Source organism: Staphylococcus sp. 17KM0847 (genome assembly GCF_013463155.1).
Lineage (GTDB): Bacteria > Bacillota > Bacilli > Staphylococcales > Staphylococcaceae > Staphylococcus.
In genome coordinates, this window is the sequence record NZ_CP040781.1 from 151,646 (window position 1) to 172,221 (window position 20,576).

21 protein-coding genes and 1 other annotated feature are annotated in these 20,576 nt (G+C 37.5%); all 21 genes read left to right on the forward strand.

Going from position 1 to position 20,576, the window contains the following annotated elements:
- Positions 1-14: 14 nt before the first annotated feature.
- The 21 genes from FGL66_RS00755 (at position 15) to rpoB (ending at position 20,512) form a co-directional block, all read left to right on the forward strand.
- Positions 15-2,462 carry an ATP-dependent Clp protease ATP-binding subunit gene (locus FGL66_RS00755; RefSeq protein WP_180809718.1) on the forward strand — a complete coding sequence of 816 codons (2,448 nt, stop codon included), beginning with the start codon at positions 15-17 and terminating at the stop codon, positions 2,460-2,462.
- A 128-nt stretch (positions 2,463-2,590) separates the two neighbouring features.
- Positions 2,591-3,961 (forward strand): DNA repair protein RadA, encoded by a 1,371-nt coding sequence (radA, locus tag FGL66_RS00760; RefSeq protein WP_180809719.1) that lies wholly within the window; start codon positions 2,591-2,593, stop codon positions 3,959-3,961.
- A 14-nt stretch (positions 3,962-3,975) separates the two neighbouring features.
- Positions 3,976-5,037 (forward strand): PIN/TRAM domain-containing protein, encoded by a 1,062-nt coding sequence (locus FGL66_RS00765; RefSeq protein ID WP_180809720.1) that lies wholly within the window; start codon positions 3,976-3,978, stop codon positions 5,035-5,037.
- A complete protein-coding gene (gene ispD / locus FGL66_RS00770) occupies positions 5,038-5,736 on the forward strand; it encodes a 2-C-methyl-D-erythritol 4-phosphate cytidylyltransferase (RefSeq protein ID WP_180809721.1) in 699 nt (232 codons plus the stop codon).
- Positions 5,729-6,205 (forward strand): 2-C-methyl-D-erythritol 2,4-cyclodiphosphate synthase, encoded by a 477-nt coding sequence (gene ispF, locus FGL66_RS00775; RefSeq protein ID WP_180809722.1) that lies wholly within the window; start codon positions 5,729-5,731, stop codon positions 6,203-6,205. The genes ispD and ispF overlap by 8 nt, the downstream gene beginning before the upstream one ends.
- A 74-nt stretch (positions 6,206-6,279) precedes the next feature.
- The gene (gene gltX / locus FGL66_RS00780; protein ID WP_180809723.1) at positions 6,280-7,734 is read left to right on the forward strand and encodes a glutamate--tRNA ligase; all 1,455 of its coding nucleotides are present in this window, start codon (positions 6,280-6,282) and stop codon (positions 7,732-7,734) included.
- A 314-nt stretch (positions 7,735-8,048) separates the two neighbouring features.
- Positions 8,049-8,690 carry a serine O-acetyltransferase gene (cysE, locus tag FGL66_RS00785; RefSeq protein WP_180810439.1) on the forward strand — a complete coding sequence of 214 codons (642 nt, stop codon included), beginning with the start codon at positions 8,049-8,051 and terminating at the stop codon, positions 8,688-8,690.
- Positions 8,674-10,074 (forward strand): cysteine--tRNA ligase, encoded by a 1,401-nt coding sequence (cysS, locus tag FGL66_RS00790; protein WP_180809724.1) that lies wholly within the window; start codon positions 8,674-8,676, stop codon positions 10,072-10,074. The genes cysE and cysS overlap by 17 nt, the downstream gene beginning before the upstream one ends.
- Before the next feature lie 4 nt (positions 10,075-10,078).
- Complete coding sequence (locus tag FGL66_RS00795) at positions 10,079-10,468, forward strand: Mini-ribonuclease 3 (protein ID WP_180809725.1); 390 nt, start codon at positions 10,079-10,081, stop codon at positions 10,466-10,468.
- A gap of 3 nt (positions 10,469-10,471) precedes the next feature.
- Positions 10,472-11,221 carry a 23S rRNA (guanosine(2251)-2'-O)-methyltransferase RlmB gene (gene rlmB / locus FGL66_RS00800; RefSeq protein WP_180809726.1) on the forward strand — a complete coding sequence of 250 codons (750 nt, stop codon included), beginning with the start codon at positions 10,472-10,474 and terminating at the stop codon, positions 11,219-11,221.
- 3 nt (positions 11,222-11,224) lie between these two features.
- Positions 11,225-11,746 (forward strand): NYN domain-containing protein, encoded by a 522-nt coding sequence (locus FGL66_RS00805; protein ID WP_180809727.1) that lies wholly within the window; start codon positions 11,225-11,227, stop codon positions 11,744-11,746.
- Positions 11,747-11,825: 79 nt separating this feature from the next.
- On the forward strand, positions 11,826-12,410 hold the full coding sequence (locus tag FGL66_RS00810) for a sigma-70 family RNA polymerase sigma factor (protein WP_180809728.1): 585 nt from the start codon (positions 11,826-11,828) through the stop codon (positions 12,408-12,410).
- A gap of 58 nt (positions 12,411-12,468) precedes the next feature.
- Positions 12,469-12,612: a 50S ribosomal protein L33 gene (gene rpmG, locus FGL66_RS00815; protein ID WP_180809729.1), complete on the forward strand. Its 144-nt coding sequence runs from the start codon at positions 12,469-12,471 to the stop codon at positions 12,610-12,612.
- A gap of 18 nt (positions 12,613-12,630) precedes the next feature.
- On the forward strand, positions 12,631-12,810 hold the full coding sequence (gene secE / locus FGL66_RS00820; RefSeq protein WP_180809730.1) for a preprotein translocase subunit SecE: 180 nt from the start codon (positions 12,631-12,633) through the stop codon (positions 12,808-12,810).
- Between the two features lie 19 nt (positions 12,811-12,829).
- Positions 12,830-13,378 (forward strand): transcription termination/antitermination protein NusG, encoded by a 549-nt coding sequence (nusG, locus tag FGL66_RS00825; RefSeq protein ID WP_180809731.1) that lies wholly within the window; start codon positions 12,830-12,832, stop codon positions 13,376-13,378.
- 161 nt (positions 13,379-13,539) lie between these two features.
- The gene (rplK, locus tag FGL66_RS00830) at positions 13,540-13,962 is read left to right on the forward strand and encodes a 50S ribosomal protein L11 (protein WP_180809732.1); all 423 of its coding nucleotides are present in this window, start codon (positions 13,540-13,542) and stop codon (positions 13,960-13,962) included.
- 191 nt (positions 13,963-14,153) lie between these two features.
- Entirely contained in the window at positions 14,154-14,849 is a 696-nt protein-coding gene (gene rplA, locus FGL66_RS00835; protein WP_180809733.1) for a 50S ribosomal protein L1, read from the forward strand.
- Between the two features lie 95 nt (positions 14,850-14,944).
- Positions 14,945-15,082 (forward strand) — a sequence feature (ribosomal protein L10 leader region).
- A gap of 49 nt (positions 15,083-15,131) precedes the next feature.
- Positions 15,132-15,632 (forward strand): 50S ribosomal protein L10, encoded by a 501-nt coding sequence (rplJ, locus tag FGL66_RS00840; protein ID WP_180809734.1) that lies wholly within the window; start codon positions 15,132-15,134, stop codon positions 15,630-15,632.
- 38 nt (positions 15,633-15,670) lie between these two features.
- Positions 15,671-16,036 (forward strand): 50S ribosomal protein L7/L12, encoded by a 366-nt coding sequence (gene rplL / locus FGL66_RS00845; RefSeq protein WP_180809735.1) that lies wholly within the window; start codon positions 15,671-15,673, stop codon positions 16,034-16,036.
- Positions 16,037-16,140: 104 nt separating this feature from the next.
- Complete coding sequence (locus tag FGL66_RS00850; RefSeq protein ID WP_180809736.1) at positions 16,141-16,749, forward strand: class I SAM-dependent methyltransferase; 609 nt, start codon at positions 16,141-16,143, stop codon at positions 16,747-16,749.
- A gap of 208 nt (positions 16,750-16,957) precedes the next feature.
- A complete protein-coding gene (rpoB, locus tag FGL66_RS00855; protein ID WP_180809737.1) occupies positions 16,958-20,512 on the forward strand; it encodes a DNA-directed RNA polymerase subunit beta in 3,555 nt (1,184 codons plus the stop codon).
- The last annotated feature ends 64 nt before the right edge of the window (positions 20,513-20,576 follow it).

Here is a 20,576-nt window from a genome sequence, read left to right on the forward strand (position 1 = left end):
TAGGAGGGCAACATATGTTATTTGGTAGATTGACAGAACGTGCACAACGCGTATTAGCACATGCACAAGAAGAAGCGATTCGATTTAATCATTCAAATATAGGAACGGAACATTTATTACTTGGTTTAATGAAAGAACCTGAAGGCATTGCTGCAAAAGTTTTAGAGAGCTTTGATATTACTGAAGAAAAAGTGATTGCAGAAGTTGAAAAGTTAATAGGTCATGGTCAAGAACATATCGGTACATTACATTATACGCCGCGTGCGAAAAAGGTTATTGAATTGTCGATGGATGAAGCGCGTAAACTGCAACATAACTTTGTAGGTACAGAGCATATTTTACTTGGATTAATTCGTGAAAATGAAGGCGTTGCAGCACGTGTCTTTGCAAACTTAGATTTAAATATTACAAAAGCACGTGCACAAGTCGTGAAAGCATTAGGTAGCCCAGAAATGGCATCTAACAATAGTCAAACAACTAAGTCGGATAACACACCAACATTAGATAGTTTGGCGAGGGACTTAACTGTCGTTGCCAAAGATGGGACATTGGATCCAGTTGTGGGACGTAGTAAAGAGATTACACGTGTGATTGAAGTACTCAGTCGACGCACTAAGAATAACCCTGTACTTATCGGTGAACCAGGTGTCGGTAAAACAGCGATTGCAGAAGGACTTGCGCAAGCCATTGCTAAAAATGAAGTCCCTGAAACATTGAAAGATAAGCGTGTCATGTCATTGGATATGGGAACAGTTGTTGCAGGTACTAAATATCGTGGTGAGTTTGAAGAACGTTTGAAAAAAGTCATGGAAGAGATTCATCAAGCGGGTAACATCATTCTCTTTATTGATGAGTTACACACATTAATTGGTGCAGGTGGAGCAGAAGGTGCTATTGATGCATCTAACATTTTAAAACCAGCATTAGCACGTGGTGAGTTACAATGTATTGGTGCAACAACTTTAGATGAATATCGAAAACATATTGAAAAAGACGCAGCTTTAGAACGTCGTTTTCAACCCGTACAGGTGGATGAACCGACTGTTGAAGATACTATTGAAATATTAAAAGGATTACGAGATCGTTATGAAGCACATCATCGTATTACTATTTCAGATGAAGCAGTAGAAGCGGCTGCAAGATTAAGCGATCGTTATGTTCAAGATCGTTTCTTACCAGATAAAGCGATTGACTTAATTGATGAAGCAAGTTCTAAAGTACGATTAAGACATCATACAACGCCAACAAATTTGAAAGAGTTAGAGCAGCAAATTGAACAAGTAAAAAATGAAAAAGATGCAGCAGTTCACGCGCAAGAGTTTGAAAATGCAGCTAATTTAAGAGATAAGCAAACAAAATTAGAAACACAATATGAAGCAGCAAAAAACGAATGGAAAAATAATCAAGACGGCCAAAATACAACACTTGTAGCAGATGATATTTCTGAAGTGATTGCGGGTTGGACTGGTATTCCATTAACACGTCTCAATGAAACAGAGTCGGATCGCCTATTAAATTTAGAAGAAACACTGCACGAGCGCGTCATTGGACAAAAAGACGCAGTAACGTCAATTGCTAAAGCCGTGCGCCGTGCACGCGCGGGTCTTAAAGACCCTAAACGTCCAATTGGTAGCTTTATCTTTTTAGGGCCAACAGGTGTTGGTAAAACAGAGTTAGCACGTGCACTTGCAGAATCTATGTTTGGCGAAGAGGATGCAATGATTCGTGTTGATATGAGTGAGTATATGGAAAAACATGCAGTAAGTCGTCTCGTTGGTGCGCCTCCTGGATATGTTGGACATGATGATGGCGGTCAATTAACAGAAAAGGTACGTCGCAAACCTTATTCAGTTATTTTATTTGATGAGATCGAAAAAGCACATCCAGATATTTTTAATGTATTACTTCAGGTTTTAGATGATGGTCACCTAACAGATACAAAAGGGCGCCGTGTAGACTTTAGAAATACAGTGATTATCATGACATCGAATGTGGGTGCACAAGAGTTACAAGACCAACGTTTTGCAGGATTTGGCGGTAAAACACAAGGTAGTGACTATGAAACAATTCGCAATACAATGATGAAAGAACTTAAAAATGCATTTCGTCCAGAATTTTTAAACCGTGTAGATGATATTATCGTCTTCCATAAGTTAGATAAAGATGAATTAAAAGAAATTGTGACAAAAATGGTGGGTCAATTAACACAACGCCTATCTGAGCAAAATATTCATGTTCATGTAACAGAAGCAGCAAAAGAAAAAATTGCCTCTGAAGGCTATGATCCAGAATACGGTGCAAGACCACTGATTCGTGCGATTCAAAAAACAGTTGAAGATAGCTTGAGTGAGTTAATTCTTGAAGGCACTGAATTAGAAGGTAAAGATGTTACGGTAGATTATGATGATGCATCATTCCAATATAATGTGACAGAGCGAGAAGTTACAGAAGCAACAAAATAAAGTAAAGCTAAAAAGCTAGAGCACGTCTCTAGCTTTTTTGTGTGATTTATACCTCATTCAATATTTGTCAAGAACGGTTCACCAGTATAAAATGGATTTGATATATTAAGAGATGGAGGTGCATAACATTGGCCAAAAAGAAGGTGACATTTGAATGTACAGCTTGTGGTTATCAGACACCGAAATGGATGGGAAAATGTCCAAATTGTGGCGCTTGGAATAGTATGGATGAAACGATTGAGCAAAAGTCATCGAGCGCAAGACACGGTGTTCGTGCTCAAACGACAACAAACACTAAAGTCCAGAAGTTAGACGATATTAAACATGAGCAGACGCCACGTATTTTAACAGAAAGTCGAGAACTGAATCGTGTATTAGGTGGTGGCATTGTAGAGGGTTCACTTGTACTTATTGGTGGTGATCCGGGTATTGGAAAGTCAACATTGTTACTTCAAATGTGTGCTGCACTATCAAAAACACGTAAAGTTTTATATATCACAGGAGAGGAATCATTAAATCAAACGAAGCTACGTGCGGATCGTCTGGAAGAAGATGCGAGTGCTTTGAATGTTTTTGCTGAAACGAATTTAGAAGTGATTCACGAAGCGGTCAAAAAAGTTGAGCCGGAGCTTATTGTAGTAGATTCGATTCAAACGATTTTTCATCCGGAAATCAGTTCTGCACCAGGATCGGTGTCTCAAGTTCGAGAGAGTACACAAAGTTTGATGCATATTGCTAAACAAATGAATATTGCGACATTTATTGTTGGTCATGTGACTAAAGAAGGTCAAATTGCTGGTCCACGCTTGCTTGAACATATGGTAGATACAGTACTTTATTTTGAAGGGGATGAGCATCATGCTTATCGTATTTTACGTGCAGTGAAAAACCGCTTTGGTTCGACACATGAAATGGGTATTTTTGAAATGAAACAGTCAGGTCTACAAAGTGTTATGAATCCATCGGAAATGTTTTTAGAGGAGCGTTCGTCTAATGTACCGGGATCCACAATAGTTGCAACAATGGAAGGGACGCGCCCACTACTTATTGAAGTACAAGCACTGGTTACACCAACGACATTTAATAATCCTCGACGTATGGCAACGGGCATTGATCATAATCGTTTGAGTTTATTAATGGCTGTTTTAGAGAAAAAAGAAGGCTATTTGTTACAACAACAGGACGCTTATATTAAAGTAGCTGGTGGTGTGAGATTGACAGAGCCTGCTGTTGATTTGGGCATTATTATTGCAACGGCAACGAGTTTCAAAGATCGTGCGGTGGATGGTTTAGATTGTTTTATTGGTGAGGTCGGTTTAACAGGTGAGGTACGTCGGGTATCACGTATTGAGCAACGTGTGCAAGAAGCAGCAAAATTAGGATTCAAACGTGTAATTATTCCGCAAACGAATATAGGGGGATGGTCGTTTCCAGAAGGGATTGAAGTAGTCGGTGTAACTTCTGTACATGAGGCATTGAAATATGCATTAAAAGTGTAGAGGGGATGAAAGAGATGGACTTTGTGAAACTACTTGTAACGACAGCGTATATCATTATTGGAAGTGTGCTTGGTTATTTCTTAGTCCCTGAAATACTCCATGATTTTAATATGCGTCACCCTATTTTTTTAGAAAATGGCTATGTTGCATCTATTATAGGTGTTCTATGCTTTTTTCTAGTATTTGGATGGTCGATTGGACGTGTGACAATTGCAGTTAAAGCGTTGGAGCAATTTATTTTAAGTTATAGTGCAGTTGAAGTTATTTTCGCAACAGTTGGTTTGCTTATGGGTCTGCTTATTTCTGTGATGATTGCGTTTATCTTAGAGTTTATCGGTACAACATTTATTAATCGTATCGTGCCTATCATTGTCACATTATTGCTGAGTTATTTAGGATTTCAGTTCGGCTTGAAAAAAAGGGATGAAATGCTGCGGTTCCTTCCAGAAAATATGGCACGTTCAATGTCCGTAGATGTACGTGTAGCAAAGCCTAAAATTATGGATACGAGTGCAATTATTGATGGGCGTATTTTAAAAGTAATGGAATCAGGATTTATCGATGGTGATATTTTAATTCCTCAAGGTGTCATTAATGAACTTCAAATAGTTGCAGATGCAAATGATAGCGTCAAACGCGACAAAGGACGACGTGGTCTCGAAATCTTAAATGCAATTCACCACTCACAATATCCTACACGTATCATATCCCCGCAAGTTAGCCATGAAAATATTGATGACTTAGTTGTGAAGTTAGCACAACAATACTCTGCCGATGTGATTACAACGGATTATAATTTGAATAAAGTATGTATGATTCAGCAAATTAAGGTACTAAATGTGAATGATTTGTCAGCAACATTACGTCCAGAAGTATATCAAGGTGATCGATTTAACTTGATGATAACAAAGGCAGGAAAAGAGCGAGGACAAGGTGTGGGGTATTTAGATGATGGTACAATGGTTGTTGTTGAAGAGGCGAAACATCATATTAACGATGTTGTAAACATTGAAGTGCTGAGCATTTTACAATCGGCATCGGGACGAATAATCTTTGCGAAAAAGGTGAATGAATAGATGAAAGACTATTATGTAATTATTCCGGCAGCAGGTAAAGGTACACGTATGGGACGTTCATATAATAAGTTACTCATTGAGTTAGCGGGGCTGACAATCATTGAGCATACAATCGGAATTTTCCAACAAGATGATGCATGTAAAGGTATTTATCTTGCTATCCAACCTAATGAAAGAGACGTTTTGACGACTTTACTTGATCGATTTGATAAAGTAAAAGCAATGATAGATGGAGGTAAAGAGCGTCAGGAAAGTATCCATAAAGTTATACAAACACTCGATATCGCAGACAATGATATTGTATTGGTGCATGATGGTGCACGCCCATTTGTTACACATGAAACAATACATAAATTATCTGAGGCTATCGATGAGTATGGTGCTGCAGTTGTTGGTGTACAAGCAAAAGACACTATAAAAATGGTGGAAAATCATTTTGTTTCTCAAACATTAGAGCGCCGTTATTTATGGCAAGTACAGACACCGCAAGGCGCACAATATGCAAAGTTAAAGTCTGCATATAAGTGTGCAAGTCATGAAGGCATTGTTGGAACAGACGATGCGTCACTACTGGAATATGCAGGATATGCAGTTTTTATGGTTGAAGGTGACTATGACAACATTAAGGTAACAACAGAAGAAGATTTAACAAATGCAAAAGCAATATTAACGAAAAGGAGAGAGGTTGGATATGTATAGAGTGGGTTTAGGATATGATGTTCATGCGTTTGATGCACAACGCCCTCTAATTATTGGAGGTATTGAAGTGCCACATACATATGGATTAAAAGGGCATAGTGATGCAGACGTGTTATTGCACGCAATTACAGACGCAATGCTAGGGGCTTGCGCCCTTGGTGATATTGGGAAGTTGTTTCCAGACACAGATGAACAATTTAAAGATGCAGATTCTAAAATTTTACTAAAAGAAGCATATCAGCAAGTGAAAGATATAGGCTATGTTATTCATAATGTAGATGCTACAATTATTGCTGAACGTCCAAAGTTTCGTCCGCATATTGATGCAATGCGTCAAGTTATTGCAGCACTTTTTGATATTGATGTTTCATGGGTGAATGTCAAAGCAACAACGAGTGAAAAACTAGGCTTTACAGGTCGTCAAGAAGGTATTGCAGCACAGGCGATTGTATCTGTAATTTCAAAATAAACAGGACACGTATGCATAGGTTTACGGAGCATGCTATAATATAACAATTGATGATAAAAACAGGAGTGAACGATATGAGTGAACGAGTAAGAGTAAGATATGCACCAAGCCCAACAGGATATCTGCATATCGGTAATGCACGTACAGCATTATTTAACTATTTATTTGCGAAACATTATGATGGTGATTTTGTAATCCGTATTGAAGACACTGATTCGAAGCGTAATTTAGCAGATGGTGAATCATCACAATTTGATAATTTACAATGGCTTGGTTTAGATTGGGATGAGTCTGTTGATAAAGACAAAGGTTATGGACCATATAGACAATCAGAGCGTGGTCATATTTACCAACCGCTGATCGACCAATTATTAGCAGAGGATAAAGCGTATAAGTGCTATATGACAGAAGAAGAGTTAGAAGCAGAGCGTCAAGAACAGATTGCACGTGGTGAAATGCCTAGATATGGTGGAAAGCATGCACATTTAACAGAAGAGGAACGTGCACAATTTGAAGCGGAAGGACGCCAACCTTCTATCCGTTTCCGTGTACCTCAAAATCGTACATATCAATTTGATGATATGGTAAAAGGTGAAGTGTCATTCGAATCTGATAACTTTGGTGACTGGGTTATCGTTAAAAAAGATGGTGTTCCAACATACAACTTTGCTGTTGCAGTAGATGATCATTATATGGAGATTACAGATGTCATTCGAGGCGATGATCATATTTCGAATACACCAAAACAATTGATGATATATGAAACATTTGGCTGGGAACCGCCACGTTTTGCACATATGACATTAATTGTAAATGAACAGCGTAAAAAATTAAGTAAACGTGATGGACAAATTTTACAGTTTATTGAGCAATATCGTGATTTAGGTTACTTGCCTGAAGCCTTATTTAATTTTATTGCACTACTTGGTTGGTCACCAGAAGGCGAAGAAGAAATTTTTTCAAAACAAGAATTTATTGATATCTTTACAGAACAGCGTTTATCTAAGTCTCCTGCATTTTTTGATAAACAAAAACTTGAATGGATTAATAACCAGTACATGAAAGAGAAAGATGCTGAGACAGTATTTGAAATGACGTTGCCACATATGATTAAAGCAGGTTTGTTACCAGAATCTCCTTCAGAAGCAGAACTTGATTGGGGACGTAAACTTGTGGCATTATATCAAGAACAAATGAGTTATGCTGGGGAGATTGTTCCGTTATCTGAGCTGTTTTTCCGAGATGAGAAAGCGTTAGATGAAGCATCGCAAGAAGTGTTAAATGGCGAGCAAGTGCCGGAATTGATGCGCGTCTTATATGGTAAGTTAGAGGCTTTAGCAACCTTTGAATCCACTGAAATCAAAAAAGAAATTAAAGCTGTACAAAAAGAAACTGGTATAAAAGGGAAACAGTTATTTATGCCGATTCGTGTAGCAGTTACAGGGCAAATGCATGGTCCAGAATTGCCAAATACCATGGAAGTATTAGGTAAAGAAAAAGTGTTGCAACGCATCCAAAAATTATTGTAACTTGAAGATAATTTAACTTGATATTAGATTCTAAATCGACTACTATTAAAGTGAATTTTGAATAAAGGATTAGTAAGCTATGAGCATGTTTCAGAGAGTGTACGGAGCTGTGAGTACATCATGTGATTAGTCGAATGCACCTTTAGGATAACAATAAAATATACCAATGAGTGAGTATGTGATCCAAACTATAAGGACATATACTAATGAGAGTGGAACCGTGCGATAGCATCTCTGACATGACGTTAGAGGTGCTATTTTTAAATGGAATATTGGAGTTAGAAGTTGAGTATGGAGGAAAGAGGGGGAAGCCAATGTTAAGACGTATGATGGATGATGTGAAAATGGTGTTTGAGCAAGACCCTGCTGCACGTTCATCTTTTGAAGTCATTACTACTTATGCAGGGTTACATGCTGTATGGAGTCATTTGATTGCACATAAACTCTATAAAAAAAAGCGCTATATATTAGCACGTATGATTTCACAAGTGTCACGTTTCTTTACGGGGATTGAGATACATCCTGGTGCCAAAATTGGGAGGCGTTTATTCATAGATCATGGTATGGGTGTCGTTATTGGAGAAACGTGTACAATTGGTGATAATGTGACAATTTATCAAGGTGTGACCTTAGGAGGAACAGGCAAAGAAAAAGGTAAACGTCATCCAGATATTGGAGACAATGTACTTATTGCAGCAGGATCGAAAGTTCTCGGAAATATTAAGGTTCATTCCAATGTTAATATTGGAGCCAATTCAGTTGTTTTAAGAGATGTTCCTAGTTATACAACAGTAGTGGGTATACCAGGACGTATTGTAAAGCAGGATGGCAAGCGAATTGGAAAAACATTCGATCACTTAAACTTACCTGATCCTATTTATGAACAAATTAAACAGCTTGAGAAGCAACTCGAACAAACAAAAAACGGAGAGATTAAAGATGATTACATTATATAATACATTGACGCGCCAAAAAGAAGTATTTCAGCCGATAGAGCCTGGAAAAGTTAAAATGTATGTGTGTGGTCCTACGGTTTACAATTACATTCATATTGGCAATGCACGTCCAGCAATTAATTATGACGTTGTGCGACGTTATTTAGAATATAAAGGTTATGAAGTAGACTATGTGTCAAACTTTACAGATGTAGATGATAAATTGATCAAGCGTTCACAGGAGTTAGGAGAGACAGTTCCAGAAATTGCTGATCGCTATATCCAAGCGTTCCACGAAGATACAGGGGCATTGAATGTAAAACCCGCAACATCGAATCCACGCGTTATGGATCATATGGATGATATTATTACTTTTATTAAGAAGTTGGTGGATGAAGGTTATGCGTATGAAAGTGGAGGCGATGTTTATTTCAGAACACGTCAATTTGAAAGCTATGGCAAGTTAAGTCATCAATCATTAGACGACTTAAAAGTTGGAGCACGTATTGAGCAAGGTGAACATAAAGAAGATGCCTTGGACTTTACGCTATGGAAAAAAGCTAAGCCGGGTGAGATCAGTTGGGAGAGTCCTTTTGGTGAAGGACGCCCGGGCTGGCATATCGAATGCTCTGTAATGGCGTTTCAAAAACTTGGGCCGACCATAGATATTCATGCAGGAGGTAGTGACTTACAATTTCCACATCATGAAAATGAAATTGCTCAATCGGAATGTCATAATCATGCACCGTTTGCAAATTATTGGATGCATAATGGATTTATTAATATTGATAACGAGAAAATGAGTAAATCACTTGGCAATTTTATTTTAGTTCACGATATTATTAAAGAGATAGATCCAGATGTGTTACGTTTCTTCATGATTAGTGTGCATTATCGCAGTCCGATTAACTATAATTTAGAATTAGTGGATGCAGCGCGTAGTGGATTATCGCGTATTAGAAATAGTTATCAAGCATTGGTAGAGCGTGAACCACTTGCGACAAATTTAGTTGTAGATCAGCAATATATAGACCAAACGGAAGCGATATTAATGCAATTTGAAAAAGTGATGGATGATGACTTTAATACAGCTAATGCGATCACAGCATGGTATGATTTAGCAAAGTTAAGCAATAAGTATTTACGTGAAAACAATACAGCCCAAACAGTTATTGCACGTATTAAAGAAGTATTTCATATCTTTAGTGAAGTTCTGGGAGTGCCATTACAGTCTAAAGTAGACACAGAACTTTTAGATGCAGATATTGAAGCATTAATTGAAGAACGTAATGAAGCGCGCAAAAACAAAAATTTTGCACGTGCAGATGAAATCCGCGACCAACTTAAAGCTCAAAATATTATACTCGAAGATACGCCTCAAGGTGTGCGTTTCAAACGTGGATAAAAATATGAACTTTAAGTTGCTTAATCCTCTATCACTGGCGTATATGGGGGATGGCGTACTGGATCAATATGTACGTAAATATATTATTTTAAAGTATCAAAGTAAACCGAACCGTTTGCATCAAGAAGCCAAACGGTTCGTTTCTGCTAAAAGTCAAGCTCAGACGCTGGAGTTGTTATTAGCAGAAGGTTGGTTTACAGAGGAAGAACAAGCTATTATTAAACGTGGTCGCAATGCTAAAAGTTATACCAAAGCTAAAAATACAGATATTCAAACATATCGTAAAAGTTCAGGGCTAGAAGCCATTATAGGTTTTCTATATTTAGATCAGCAAGAAGAGCGGTTAGCGTCATTATTAGAACAAATTGTTATAAATGTAGAAAAGAGGTGTTAATACGTGGAATCAGAAGTTATTGTAGGACGTCATGCAGTTCGTGAGGCGATTAGCAGTGGGCACGCAGTAAATAAAGTGCTCATCCAAGAGGGTATAAGAAAACAACATATTGACGATATTTTAAAATCAGCTAAAGCTTTAAAACTTGTTATTCAAACTGTACCCAAATCAAAATTAGATCAAATTTCAACAGCGCCTCACCAAGGTGTAGCAGCATATATTGCACCTTACAATTATGAAACATTGGAAAACTTCATAACGCAACAAGCACAAAAAGAAGGGTTATCAACAGTTCTTATTCTTGATGGTTTAGAGGATCCACACAATTTAGGGTCGATTTTACGTACGGCAGATGCAACAGGTGTTGATGGTGTCATTATTCCTAAGCGTCGATCAGTAGCATTAACCCAAACAGTGGCAAAAGCTTCAACAGGAGCCATTCAGCACGTGCCTGTAATACGCGTAACGAATTTATCACAAACAATAGATACATTAAAAGATCAAGGGTATTGGGTGGCTGGAACAGAAGCGAATAATGCAACCGACTATCGTCATATGCAAGTTGATATGCCACTTGCTATCGTTATTGGTAGTGAAGGACAAGGTATGAGTCGCCGAGTTAAAGAAAAATGCGATTTTTATATAAAAATTCCGATGGTTGGCCATGTGAATAGTTTAAACGCTTCTGTAGCAGCAAGTTTAATGATGTATGAAGTGTTAAGAAAGCGCCAGCCCATTGGTGGTGACAAGTAATCTATGAAAGATTATTATGTAATCATTGATGGCTATAACATGATAGGGCAGTCACCAGATTTAATGCGCTTGGCTAAAGAAAGTTTAGAGGAAGCGCGTGAAAAGTTATTAATTGAAATTGCGAATTATAATGCCTTAGTTAAAGGGACAATTATTTGTGTATTCGATGCATATGAGCAAGGTACACCTCAATCTGAAACAATTTATCATGGTGTTCATGTAGTTTTTACTAAAGAAGGAGAAACGGCAGATAGCTTTATCGAACGTTATGTTTATAACATTTATAATAAACATACAACGCACATTACAGTGGTCACAAGTGATATGAGCGAGCAACATGCTATATTTGGTACAGGTGCTTTTCGTATATCGTCTCGTGAAATGTGGCGTCATCTCAATGAGAATAAAACGGCCGTATCTAAGTCGATTTCTACATTTGAAGCTCAAAAGCCACGGACACGCATTACGCTATCGAAAGAAGTATTAACGGAGTTTGAAAAAATAAGACGTGGTAAGAAGAAATAACTGATAAACACTAAGTTGCTTTTTGTTATAGAAAATGATTAATCTTGAAAAGTATTCTATAACAAGGTGAGGCGGTTTTATGATTGATAAGGCAAAACCGATACGTTCTGTTAACGCTTTAGCATCCTCCAATAATGTATTACCAATATTAGAATTGCAATTGTCATATGCAAGACGATGTGCAATGCAAAGTTTTAGTGATTACAGTATTCAAGAATATGAGCGAGAAGATCTGGTACAAGAAACGATGTTAGCACTCTTTCAAAAGCTAACGTCAGTACATTGGCATGAACATATTCCTGTTGAGCACTATATCAATAGGACGATTTATCGGCGAAAAATAGATTATCGACGTAGAAAGATCAAACGTCAACGTATATTTGAATTATATAGGCGGTCACTTGAAGCTCAGATAGAATATCAACAACAGATACATGGTAATATCCTTGAGAATGTGTTAATGATGGATGGGTTGTTAGAAGTTTACCAGCAAGCGATTCACACAATGACACCCATTGAACAACAAGTTTGTACTTATATTGCTCAAGAATGGAAACCTAATGAAATTGCACTAAAGCTTAATCTAAGTAACAAAAAAATTTATAATACAATCTATCGTGTGAGACGCAAACTTAAAGCTGCATTGCATAGTAATGTCGATTGACAATTGAATACCATCTTATGTATAGTTAATTGGTATTATAGGATTAAGGTGAGATAAAGTGAAAAAAGTACCACTGAGTTGTGAGAAATGTGGCTGTCGTAATTATCATGTGTCAAAGTCTAGCAGTAAAACAGATAGACTTGCATTAAAAAAATTTTGTACGTCATGCCAGACACACACACTTCATAAAGAGTCCAAATAATTGGAGGTAAGAGCGATTATGGCTAAAAAAGAAAGTTTCTTCCAAGGTGTTAAGTCAGAAATGGAAAAAACAAGCTGGCCAACGGGTCCGGAGCTTGTTAAATATACAACAATCGTAGTATTTACAGTAGTATTCTTCCTGCTTTTTTTCTACGGTTTGGATATTGGTATTGGTCAAATAATTGAAATGATAAAATAGTAGATGAGGAGATGTCAGCATGTCTGAAGAGTTAGGTGGTAAACATTGGTATGCAGTTCATACCTACTCTGGTTATGAGAATAAAGTTAAAAAGAATTTGGAGAAGCGTGTTGAGTCTATGAATATGACTGAACAAATCTTTCGTGTTGTCATTCCTGAAGAGGAAGAAACACAAGTGAAAGATGGTAAAGCAAAAAAATCAATGAAAAAGACTTTTCCTGGCTATGTATTAGTGGAGCTTGTTATGACAGATGAGTCATGGTACGTTGTGCGCAATACACCGGGGGTCACTGGATTTGTAGGTTCAGCAGGTGCAGGTTCTAAACCTAACCCATTATTGCCAGAAGAAGCACGATTTATCTTGAAACAGATGGGTATGAAAGAAAAAACAATTGATGTTGAAGTAGATCTTGGTGAACAAGTACGTATTACATCTGGCCCATTTGCTAATCAAGTGGGTGAGATTGAAAGTATCGAAGCGGATAAATTTAAGTTAACGGTACTAGTAGATATGTTTGGTCGTGAAACACCGGTTGAAGTAGAGTTTGATCAAATCGAAAAATTGTAAAAGTATAAAAAGAAACGAAATTTATATTGTAATATAGGATGCTAAATGTTATAATAGCGAAGTCGCGCATTTATAGCGCTACATTTCGTCACGAAATGTTAAGAGTGGGAGGGCAAAAATGAGCCCTGTGACCACATCACGATATCAAGGAGGTGCACATCGTGGCTAAAAAAGTTGAAAAAGTAGTTAAGTTACAAATTCCAGCAGGTAAAGCAAACCCAGCACCACCAGTTGGTCCTGCATTAGGTCAAGCCGGTGTGAACATTATGGCTTTCACAAAGGAATTTAATGCACGTACGCAAGAACAAGCAGGTTTAATTATTCCAGTTGAAATTTATGTGTATGAGGATCGCTCATTTACATTTATTACAAAAACACCACCTGCAGCTGTATTACTTAAAAAAGCAGCTGGCGTAGAAAAAGGTTCTGGTGAACCGAATAAAACAAAAGTTGCTACTGTAACGAAAGATCAAGTACGTGAGATTGCTAACACTAAAATGCCTGACTTAAACGCTGCTGACGAAGAAGCGGCTATGCGTATCGTTGAAGGTACTGCACGTAGCATGGGTATTGTTGTTGAGTAATATCGATTTAAACTAAAAAACGAATGAAATAATAAATTTGTAGTGAACGCAGGTAGAACCGCTTTGTTGTATGAGATGACATCAAACATGGCGTGAGAAAAACGCATGGGACTATCTGCGCTCAACTTGCTATTATGGCAAGTGAACGTGGGAGGACATTCCGATAAAACCACTAAAGGAGGACAATATTAATGGCTAAAAAAGGTAAAAAGTATCAAGAAGCACTTAGCAAAGTTGATCGCCAAGCTTTCTATGCAGTAGAAGAAGCGATTAAATTAGCTAAAGAAACATCTATTGCTAACTTCGATGCTTCAGTTGAAGTAGCATTCCGTTTAGGAATCGATACACGTAAAAATGACCAACAAATCCGTGGTGCAGTTGTATTACCACATGGTACAGGTAAATCACAACGTGTATTAGTTTTTGCTAAAGGCGATAAAATTGCAGAAGCAGAAGCAGCAGGCGCTGATTATGTAGGTGATGCTGAATATGTTAATAAAATCCAACAAGGTTGGTTTGACTTTGACGTAGTTGTTGCAACACCTGACATGATGGGTGAAGTTGGTAAATTAGGTCGTGTATTAGGACCTAAAGGCTTAATGCCAAACCCTAAAACAGGAACAGTAACTATGGATGTTACAAAAGCTGTTGAAGAGATTAAAGCAGGTAAAGTAGAATATCGCGCTGAAAAAGCAGGTATTGTACATGCTTCTATCGGTAAAGTATCTTTTGATACAGATAAATTAGTAGATAACTTTAAAACATTATTAGATGTATTAACAAAAGCAAAACCAGCATCAGCAAAAGGTACTTATTTTAAATCTGTTGCCGTAACAACGACAATGGGTCCTGGTATTAAAGTTGATACTGCAAGCTTTAAGTTATAATTAAAATTGAGCGTAAAATAATCATTGGTTATTTTACGCTTTATCTTAAATAGTGAAATAATGGTTGACTAATTGTGTTAAAACCGTTATATTTATTTTTGTTGAATATTTTACCTAAGACAGTAGGAGTGTTCATACACTTAAATTATATCCTACCGAGGCTAAATTGACTTGAACGTGAAAACATTCAAGCACTTTTTGCTCTGGGTAAAAAGTGCTTTTTTTATTCGAGAGACATCTTGGATAATTAAAAGCATAAAACTTATCTATGGAGGTGTCTAAATGTCTGCAATCATTGAAGCGAAAAAACAACAAGTTGACGTCATCGCTGAACAACTTAAAAGTTCTGTTTCAACAGTAGTTGTCGACTATCGTGGTTTAACAGTAGCTGAAGTTACAGAATTACGTAAACAATTACGTGAAGCTGGTGTTCAGTATAAAGTTTACAAAAACACAATGTTACGTCGTGCTGCTGAACAAGCAGGTATCGAAGGTTTAGATGAATTTTTCACTGGACCGACTGCAGTTGCTTTCACAACTGAAGATGTCGTTGCACCAGCTAAAGTCATTGCTGGATTCGCTAAAGAACATGAAGCTTTAGAAATTAAGACAGGTGTAATGGAAGGTAGCGTTATCACAGCTGAAGAAGTTAAAACAGTTGGTTCTTTACCATCACACGACGGTCTTGTATCAATGCTTCTTTCAGTATTACAAGCACCAATTCGCAACTTCGCTTATGCGGTTAAAGCTGTTGGTGAAAACAAAGAAGAAAACGCTGAATAATTAATAAATTAAACATTAAAAAATGGAGGAATATTAACATGGCTAATCAAGAGCAAATCATTGAAGCAATTAAAGAAATGTCAGTTTTAGAATTAAACGATTTAGTTAAAGCAATCGAAGAAGAATTTGGTGTAACAGCAGCAGCTCCAGTTGCAGCAGCAGGTGCAGCAGGCGGAGAAGGTGCAGCTGAGAAAACTGAATTTGATGTTGAGTTAACTTCAGCTGGATCATCAAAAATCAAAGTTGTTAAAGCAGTTAAAGAAGCAACTGGCTTAGGCTTAAAAGACGCTAAAGAATTAGTTGACGGTGCACCAAGCATCATCAAAGAAGCGTTACCAAAAGAAGAAGCTGAAAAACTTAAAGAACAATTAGAAGAAGTTGGCGCTTCAGTAGAATTAAAATAATTCATTGATAAATGAAAACCCGCTATTTCAAGAAATAGCGGGTTTTTGAATATAGAGATATGAATAAAATAGAGTAATGATGTGAGAATGAGGTGTTAAAGTATATGAGCCACTATTATGACAAACATCCTGACGTAGTGTCAGATCAAAAAGAAATTATTTATCAATATCGACAGCACGGCTTACGTTTATTAACAGATGCAGGTGTTTTTTCAAGAGATAAAGTAGATTATGGATCAGACTTGTTAGTTCAGTCTTTCTTAAATGAGCATCCGCCGGGACGAGCTAAAAAAATAATAGATGTCGGGTGTGGCTATGGTCCAATCGGCTTAACACTTGCTAAAGTAGCACCTCATGATCATATTATATTGCTCGATGTAAATCATCGTGCTTTAGAATTAACAAGAAAAAATGCACAGCGCAATCATATTGATAATATTATTATTAAAGAAAGTGATGGACTGACTGAAGTGGCTGATGCATCAGTAGACTATATTTTAACAAATCCTCCTATTAGAGCTGGAAAAAAAGTGGTTCATCAAATATTAGAGGATGCATTTGCTAAATTATTAGAAGACGGTGTACTTTATGTTGTTATCCAAAAAAAGCAAGGTATGCCTTCAGCTAAGAAAAAAATGGCAGATATATTTGGAAATGTATCCTCCATCAAAAATAGTAAGGGTTATCATATATTAAAGAGTGTTAAACATTGATTTTGAATGATATGTATGGTAAAGTAGTAAGATGAAAAAATTATGTTCAACAAGTGTGTACTTTTGCAATTCTAGTTTCATTGTAACATTGAATAAATATCGTGATTATAATAGAAAATGGTGTCATCAAATATGTGCTGCCGTTTTCTTTTTGTCTTGATATACATTGCAGTATAAGTACGACACAATATTTGAGGGGTGAATCTGTTTGGCAGGTCAATTTGTCCAATATGGAAGACATCGTAAACGTAGAAACTACGCAAGAATCTCAGAAGTATTAGAATTACCAAACTTAATTGAGATTCAAACAAAATCATATGACTGGTTCTTAAAAGAAGGGCTTTTAGAGATGTTTAGAGATATCTCTCCGATAGAAGACTTTACGGGCAACCTATCTTTAGAGTTCGTTGATTATCGATTAGGTGAACCAAAATATGATTTAGAAGAGTCTAAAAACCGTGATGCGACGTATGCAGCACCATTACGCGTTAAAGTACGTTTGATTATTAAAGAAACAGGCGAAGTGAAAGATCAAGAAGTATTTATGGGAGATTTTCCATTAATGACTGAAACGGGCACATTCGTCATCAATGGTGCAGAGCGCGTTATTGTATCACAATTAGTTCGTTCACCATCTGTATACTTCAATGAAAAGTTAGATAAAAATGGTCGTGTGAACTACGATGCAACTGTAATTCCAAACCGTGGTGCATGGTTGGAATATGAAACAGATGCGAAAGATATTGTATATGTTCGTATTGATAGAACGAGAAAACTTCCATTAACAGTGTTGCTTCGTGCTTTAGGATATTCAACAGACCAAGAAATCATTGATTTAATCGGGGATAATGAATATCTACGCAATACGTTAGAAAAAGACAGCACAGAAAACACAGACCAAGCGTTATTAGAAATTTATGAGCGCTTACGTCCAGGTGAGCCACCAACACTTGAAAATGCAAAGAGCTTATTATACTCACGATTCTTTGATCCAAAACGTTATGACTTGGCGAGTGTAGGCCGTTATAAAGCAAATAAGAAGTTACACTTAAAACATCGCTTATTTAACCAAAAGTTAGCTGAGCCTATTGTGAATACGGAGACAGGTGAGATTGTTGCTGAAGAAGGAACAGTGCTGGATCGACGTAAATTAGATGAAATTATGGAAGTGCTTGAGTCCAATGCTAATGCGCAAGTTTATGAATTACCTGATAGCATTGTTGACGAGCCGGTAGAAGTTCAATCTATTAAAGTATATGTACCAAATGATGAAGAAGGGCGTACAACTACCGTAATTGGTAATGCCTTCCCAGATTCAGAAGTGAAGTGTATTACACCAGCTGATATCGTAGCGTCTATGTCTTACTTCTTTAATTTATTGCATGGCATTGGCTATACAGATGATATTGACCATTTAGGTAATCGTCGTCTACGCTCAGTAGGTGAATTGTTACAAAACCAATTCCGTATTGGTTTATCAAGAATGGAACGTGTTGTGCGTGAAAGAATGTCAATCCAAGATACAGATTCAATCACACCACAGCAGTTAATTAATATTCGTCCGGTTATTGCGTCAATTAAAGAGTTCTTTGGTAGTTCGCAGTTATCACAATTTATGGATCAGGCAAACCCACTTGCAGAGTTAACGCACAAAAGACGTCTGTCAGCTTTAGGACCGGGTGGTTTAACACGTGAACGTGCACAAATGGAAGTACGTGACGTACACTATTCTCACTATGGTCGTATGTGTCCTATTGAAACGCCTGAGGGTCCAAACATTGGATTGATTAACTCATTATCAAGTTACGCACGTGTCAATGAATTTGGTTTTATTGAAACACCTTATCGTAAAGTAGATATTGAAACAAATACGATTACAAACCAAATTGACTATTTGACAGCGGATGAAGAGGACAGTTATGTTGTTGCACAGGCAAACTCACGCTTAGATGAGAACGGTCGATTTATTGATGATGAGATTGTATGTCGTTTCCGTGGTAATAATACAACTATGGCTAAAGAAAAAATGGACTATATGGACGTGTCACCGAAGCAGGTTGTATCTGCAGCGACAGCATGTATTCCATTCTTAGAAAACGATGACTCAAACCGTGCCTTAATGGGTGCAAACATGCAACGTCAAGCAGTGCCATTGCTGAATCCTGAGTCCCCATTTGTAGGAACAGGTATGGAGCATGTGGCAGCTCGTGATTCTGGTGCGGCTGTTATTGCTAAACATCATGGTCGTGTAGAGCATGTGCAATCCAAAGAAATCCTAGTACGTCGTTTAATAGAAGACAATGGAGAAGTACGTGAAGGAGAACTTGATCGCTATCCATTAGCAAAATTTAAACGTTCTAACTCAGGAACTTGTTATAACCAACGTCCGATTATTAAAGTAGGCGATGTGGTAGATAAAGGTGAAATTTTAGCTGATGGTCCTTCAATGGAATTAGGTGAAATGGCATTAGGCCGTAACGTCGTTGTTGGATTTATGACGTGGGACGGTTATAACTATGAGGATGCCGTTATTATGAGTGAGCGTCTAGTAAAAGATGATGTCTACACTTCTATTCATATTGAAGAATATGAATCAGAAGCACGTGATACTAAGCTCGGGCCTGAAGAAATCACACGTGATATTCCAAATGTTTCTGAAAATGCACTTAAAAACTTAGATGATCGAGGTATCGTGTATGTAGGTGCAGAAGTAAAAGATGGTGATATTCTTGTAGGTAAAGTAACGCCTAAAGGTATGACAGAACTTACAGCAGAAGAGCGTTTATTACATGCGATCTTCGGTGAAAAAGCCCGTGAAGTACGTGATACATCATTGCGTGTTCCACATGGTGCAGGTGGTATCGTATTAGACGTGAAAGTTTTCAATCGTGAAGAAGGAGACGATTCCCTTTCACCGGGGGTTAACCAATTGGTGCGCGTCTATATTGTTCAAAAACGTAAAATTCATGTCGGAGATAAAATGTGTGGTCGTCACGGTAACAAAGGTGTCATCTCTAAAATTGTTCCAGAAGAAGATATGCCATATTTACCAGATGGACGCCCAATTGATATCATGTTAAATCCACTAGGTGTACCATCTCGTATGAATATTGGACAAGTATTAGAGTTACACTTAGGTATGGCTGCTAAAAACTTAGGTATTCATGTCGCTTCACCAGTATTTGATGGTGCGAATGATGATGATGTATGGTCAACAATTGAAGAAGCAGGAATGGCACGTGACGGTAAAACTGTACTGTATGATGGACGTACAGGTGAGCCGTTCGATAACCGTATTTCTGTGGGTGTGATGTACATGTTGAAACTTGCACACATGGTTGATGATAAACTTCATGCACGTTCAACAGGACCTTACTCACTCGTAACGCAACAACCACTTGGAGGTAAAGCACAATTTGGTGGTCAAAGATTCGGTGAGATGGAGGTATGGGCACTTGAAGCATACGGTGCAGCATACACGCTACAAGAGATCTTGACATACAAATCTGATGATACAGTCGGACGTGTAAAAACATATGAAGCCATCGTAAAAGGTGAAAACATCTCAAGACCAAGTGTTCCAGAATCATTCCGCGTATTAATGAAAGAACTTCAAAGTTTAGGTTTAGATGTTAAAGTGATGGACGATCAAGACAATGAAATCGAAATGCGTGACATCGAAGAAGATGACGTTCCAGATCGTAAACTTAGTGAGCAACAAGCGAATAATGTACCTGAAGCACAACAAGAAACGAATGAATAATCTACTTATCGTCTAGTATAAAGGTGTGTGAGGGGTATTATATTGCCCTTCACCATCACATTGA

Coding starts and splice junctions, on each gene's coding strand:
- FGL66_RS00755 (WP_180809718.1), top strand. CDS start 15: ATGTTATTTGGTAGATTGACAGAACGTGCACAACGCGTATTAGCACAT.
- FGL66_RS00765 (WP_180809720.1), top strand. CDS start 3,976: ATGGACTTTGTGAAACTACTTGTAACGACAGCGTATATCATTATTGGA.
- ispD (WP_180809721.1), top strand. CDS start 5,038: ATGAAAGACTATTATGTAATTATTCCGGCAGCAGGTAAAGGTACACGT.
- ispF (WP_180809722.1), top strand. CDS start 5,729: ATGTATAGAGTGGGTTTAGGATATGATGTTCATGCGTTTGATGCACAA.
- gltX (WP_180809723.1), top strand. CDS start 6,280: ATGAGTGAACGAGTAAGAGTAAGATATGCACCAAGCCCAACAGGATAT.
- cysE (WP_180810439.1), top strand. CDS start 8,049: ATGTTAAGACGTATGATGGATGATGTGAAAATGGTGTTTGAGCAAGAC.
- cysS (WP_180809724.1), top strand. CDS start 8,674: ATGATTACATTATATAATACATTGACGCGCCAAAAAGAAGTATTTCAG.
- FGL66_RS00795 (WP_180809725.1), top strand. CDS start 10,079: ATGAACTTTAAGTTGCTTAATCCTCTATCACTGGCGTATATGGGGGAT.
- FGL66_RS00805 (WP_180809727.1), top strand. CDS start 11,225: ATGAAAGATTATTATGTAATCATTGATGGCTATAACATGATAGGGCAG.
- FGL66_RS00810 (WP_180809728.1), top strand. CDS start 11,826: ATGATTGATAAGGCAAAACCGATACGTTCTGTTAACGCTTTAGCATCC.
- secE (WP_180809730.1), top strand. CDS start 12,631: ATGGCTAAAAAAGAAAGTTTCTTCCAAGGTGTTAAGTCAGAAATGGAA.
- nusG (WP_180809731.1), top strand. CDS start 12,830: ATGTCTGAAGAGTTAGGTGGTAAACATTGGTATGCAGTTCATACCTAC.
- rplA (WP_180809733.1), top strand. CDS start 14,154: ATGGCTAAAAAAGGTAAAAAGTATCAAGAAGCACTTAGCAAAGTTGAT.
- rplJ (WP_180809734.1), top strand. CDS start 15,132: ATGTCTGCAATCATTGAAGCGAAAAAACAACAAGTTGACGTCATCGCT.
- rplL (WP_180809735.1), top strand. CDS start 15,671: ATGGCTAATCAAGAGCAAATCATTGAAGCAATTAAAGAAATGTCAGTT.
- FGL66_RS00850 (WP_180809736.1), top strand. CDS start 16,141: ATGAGCCACTATTATGACAAACATCCTGACGTAGTGTCAGATCAAAAA.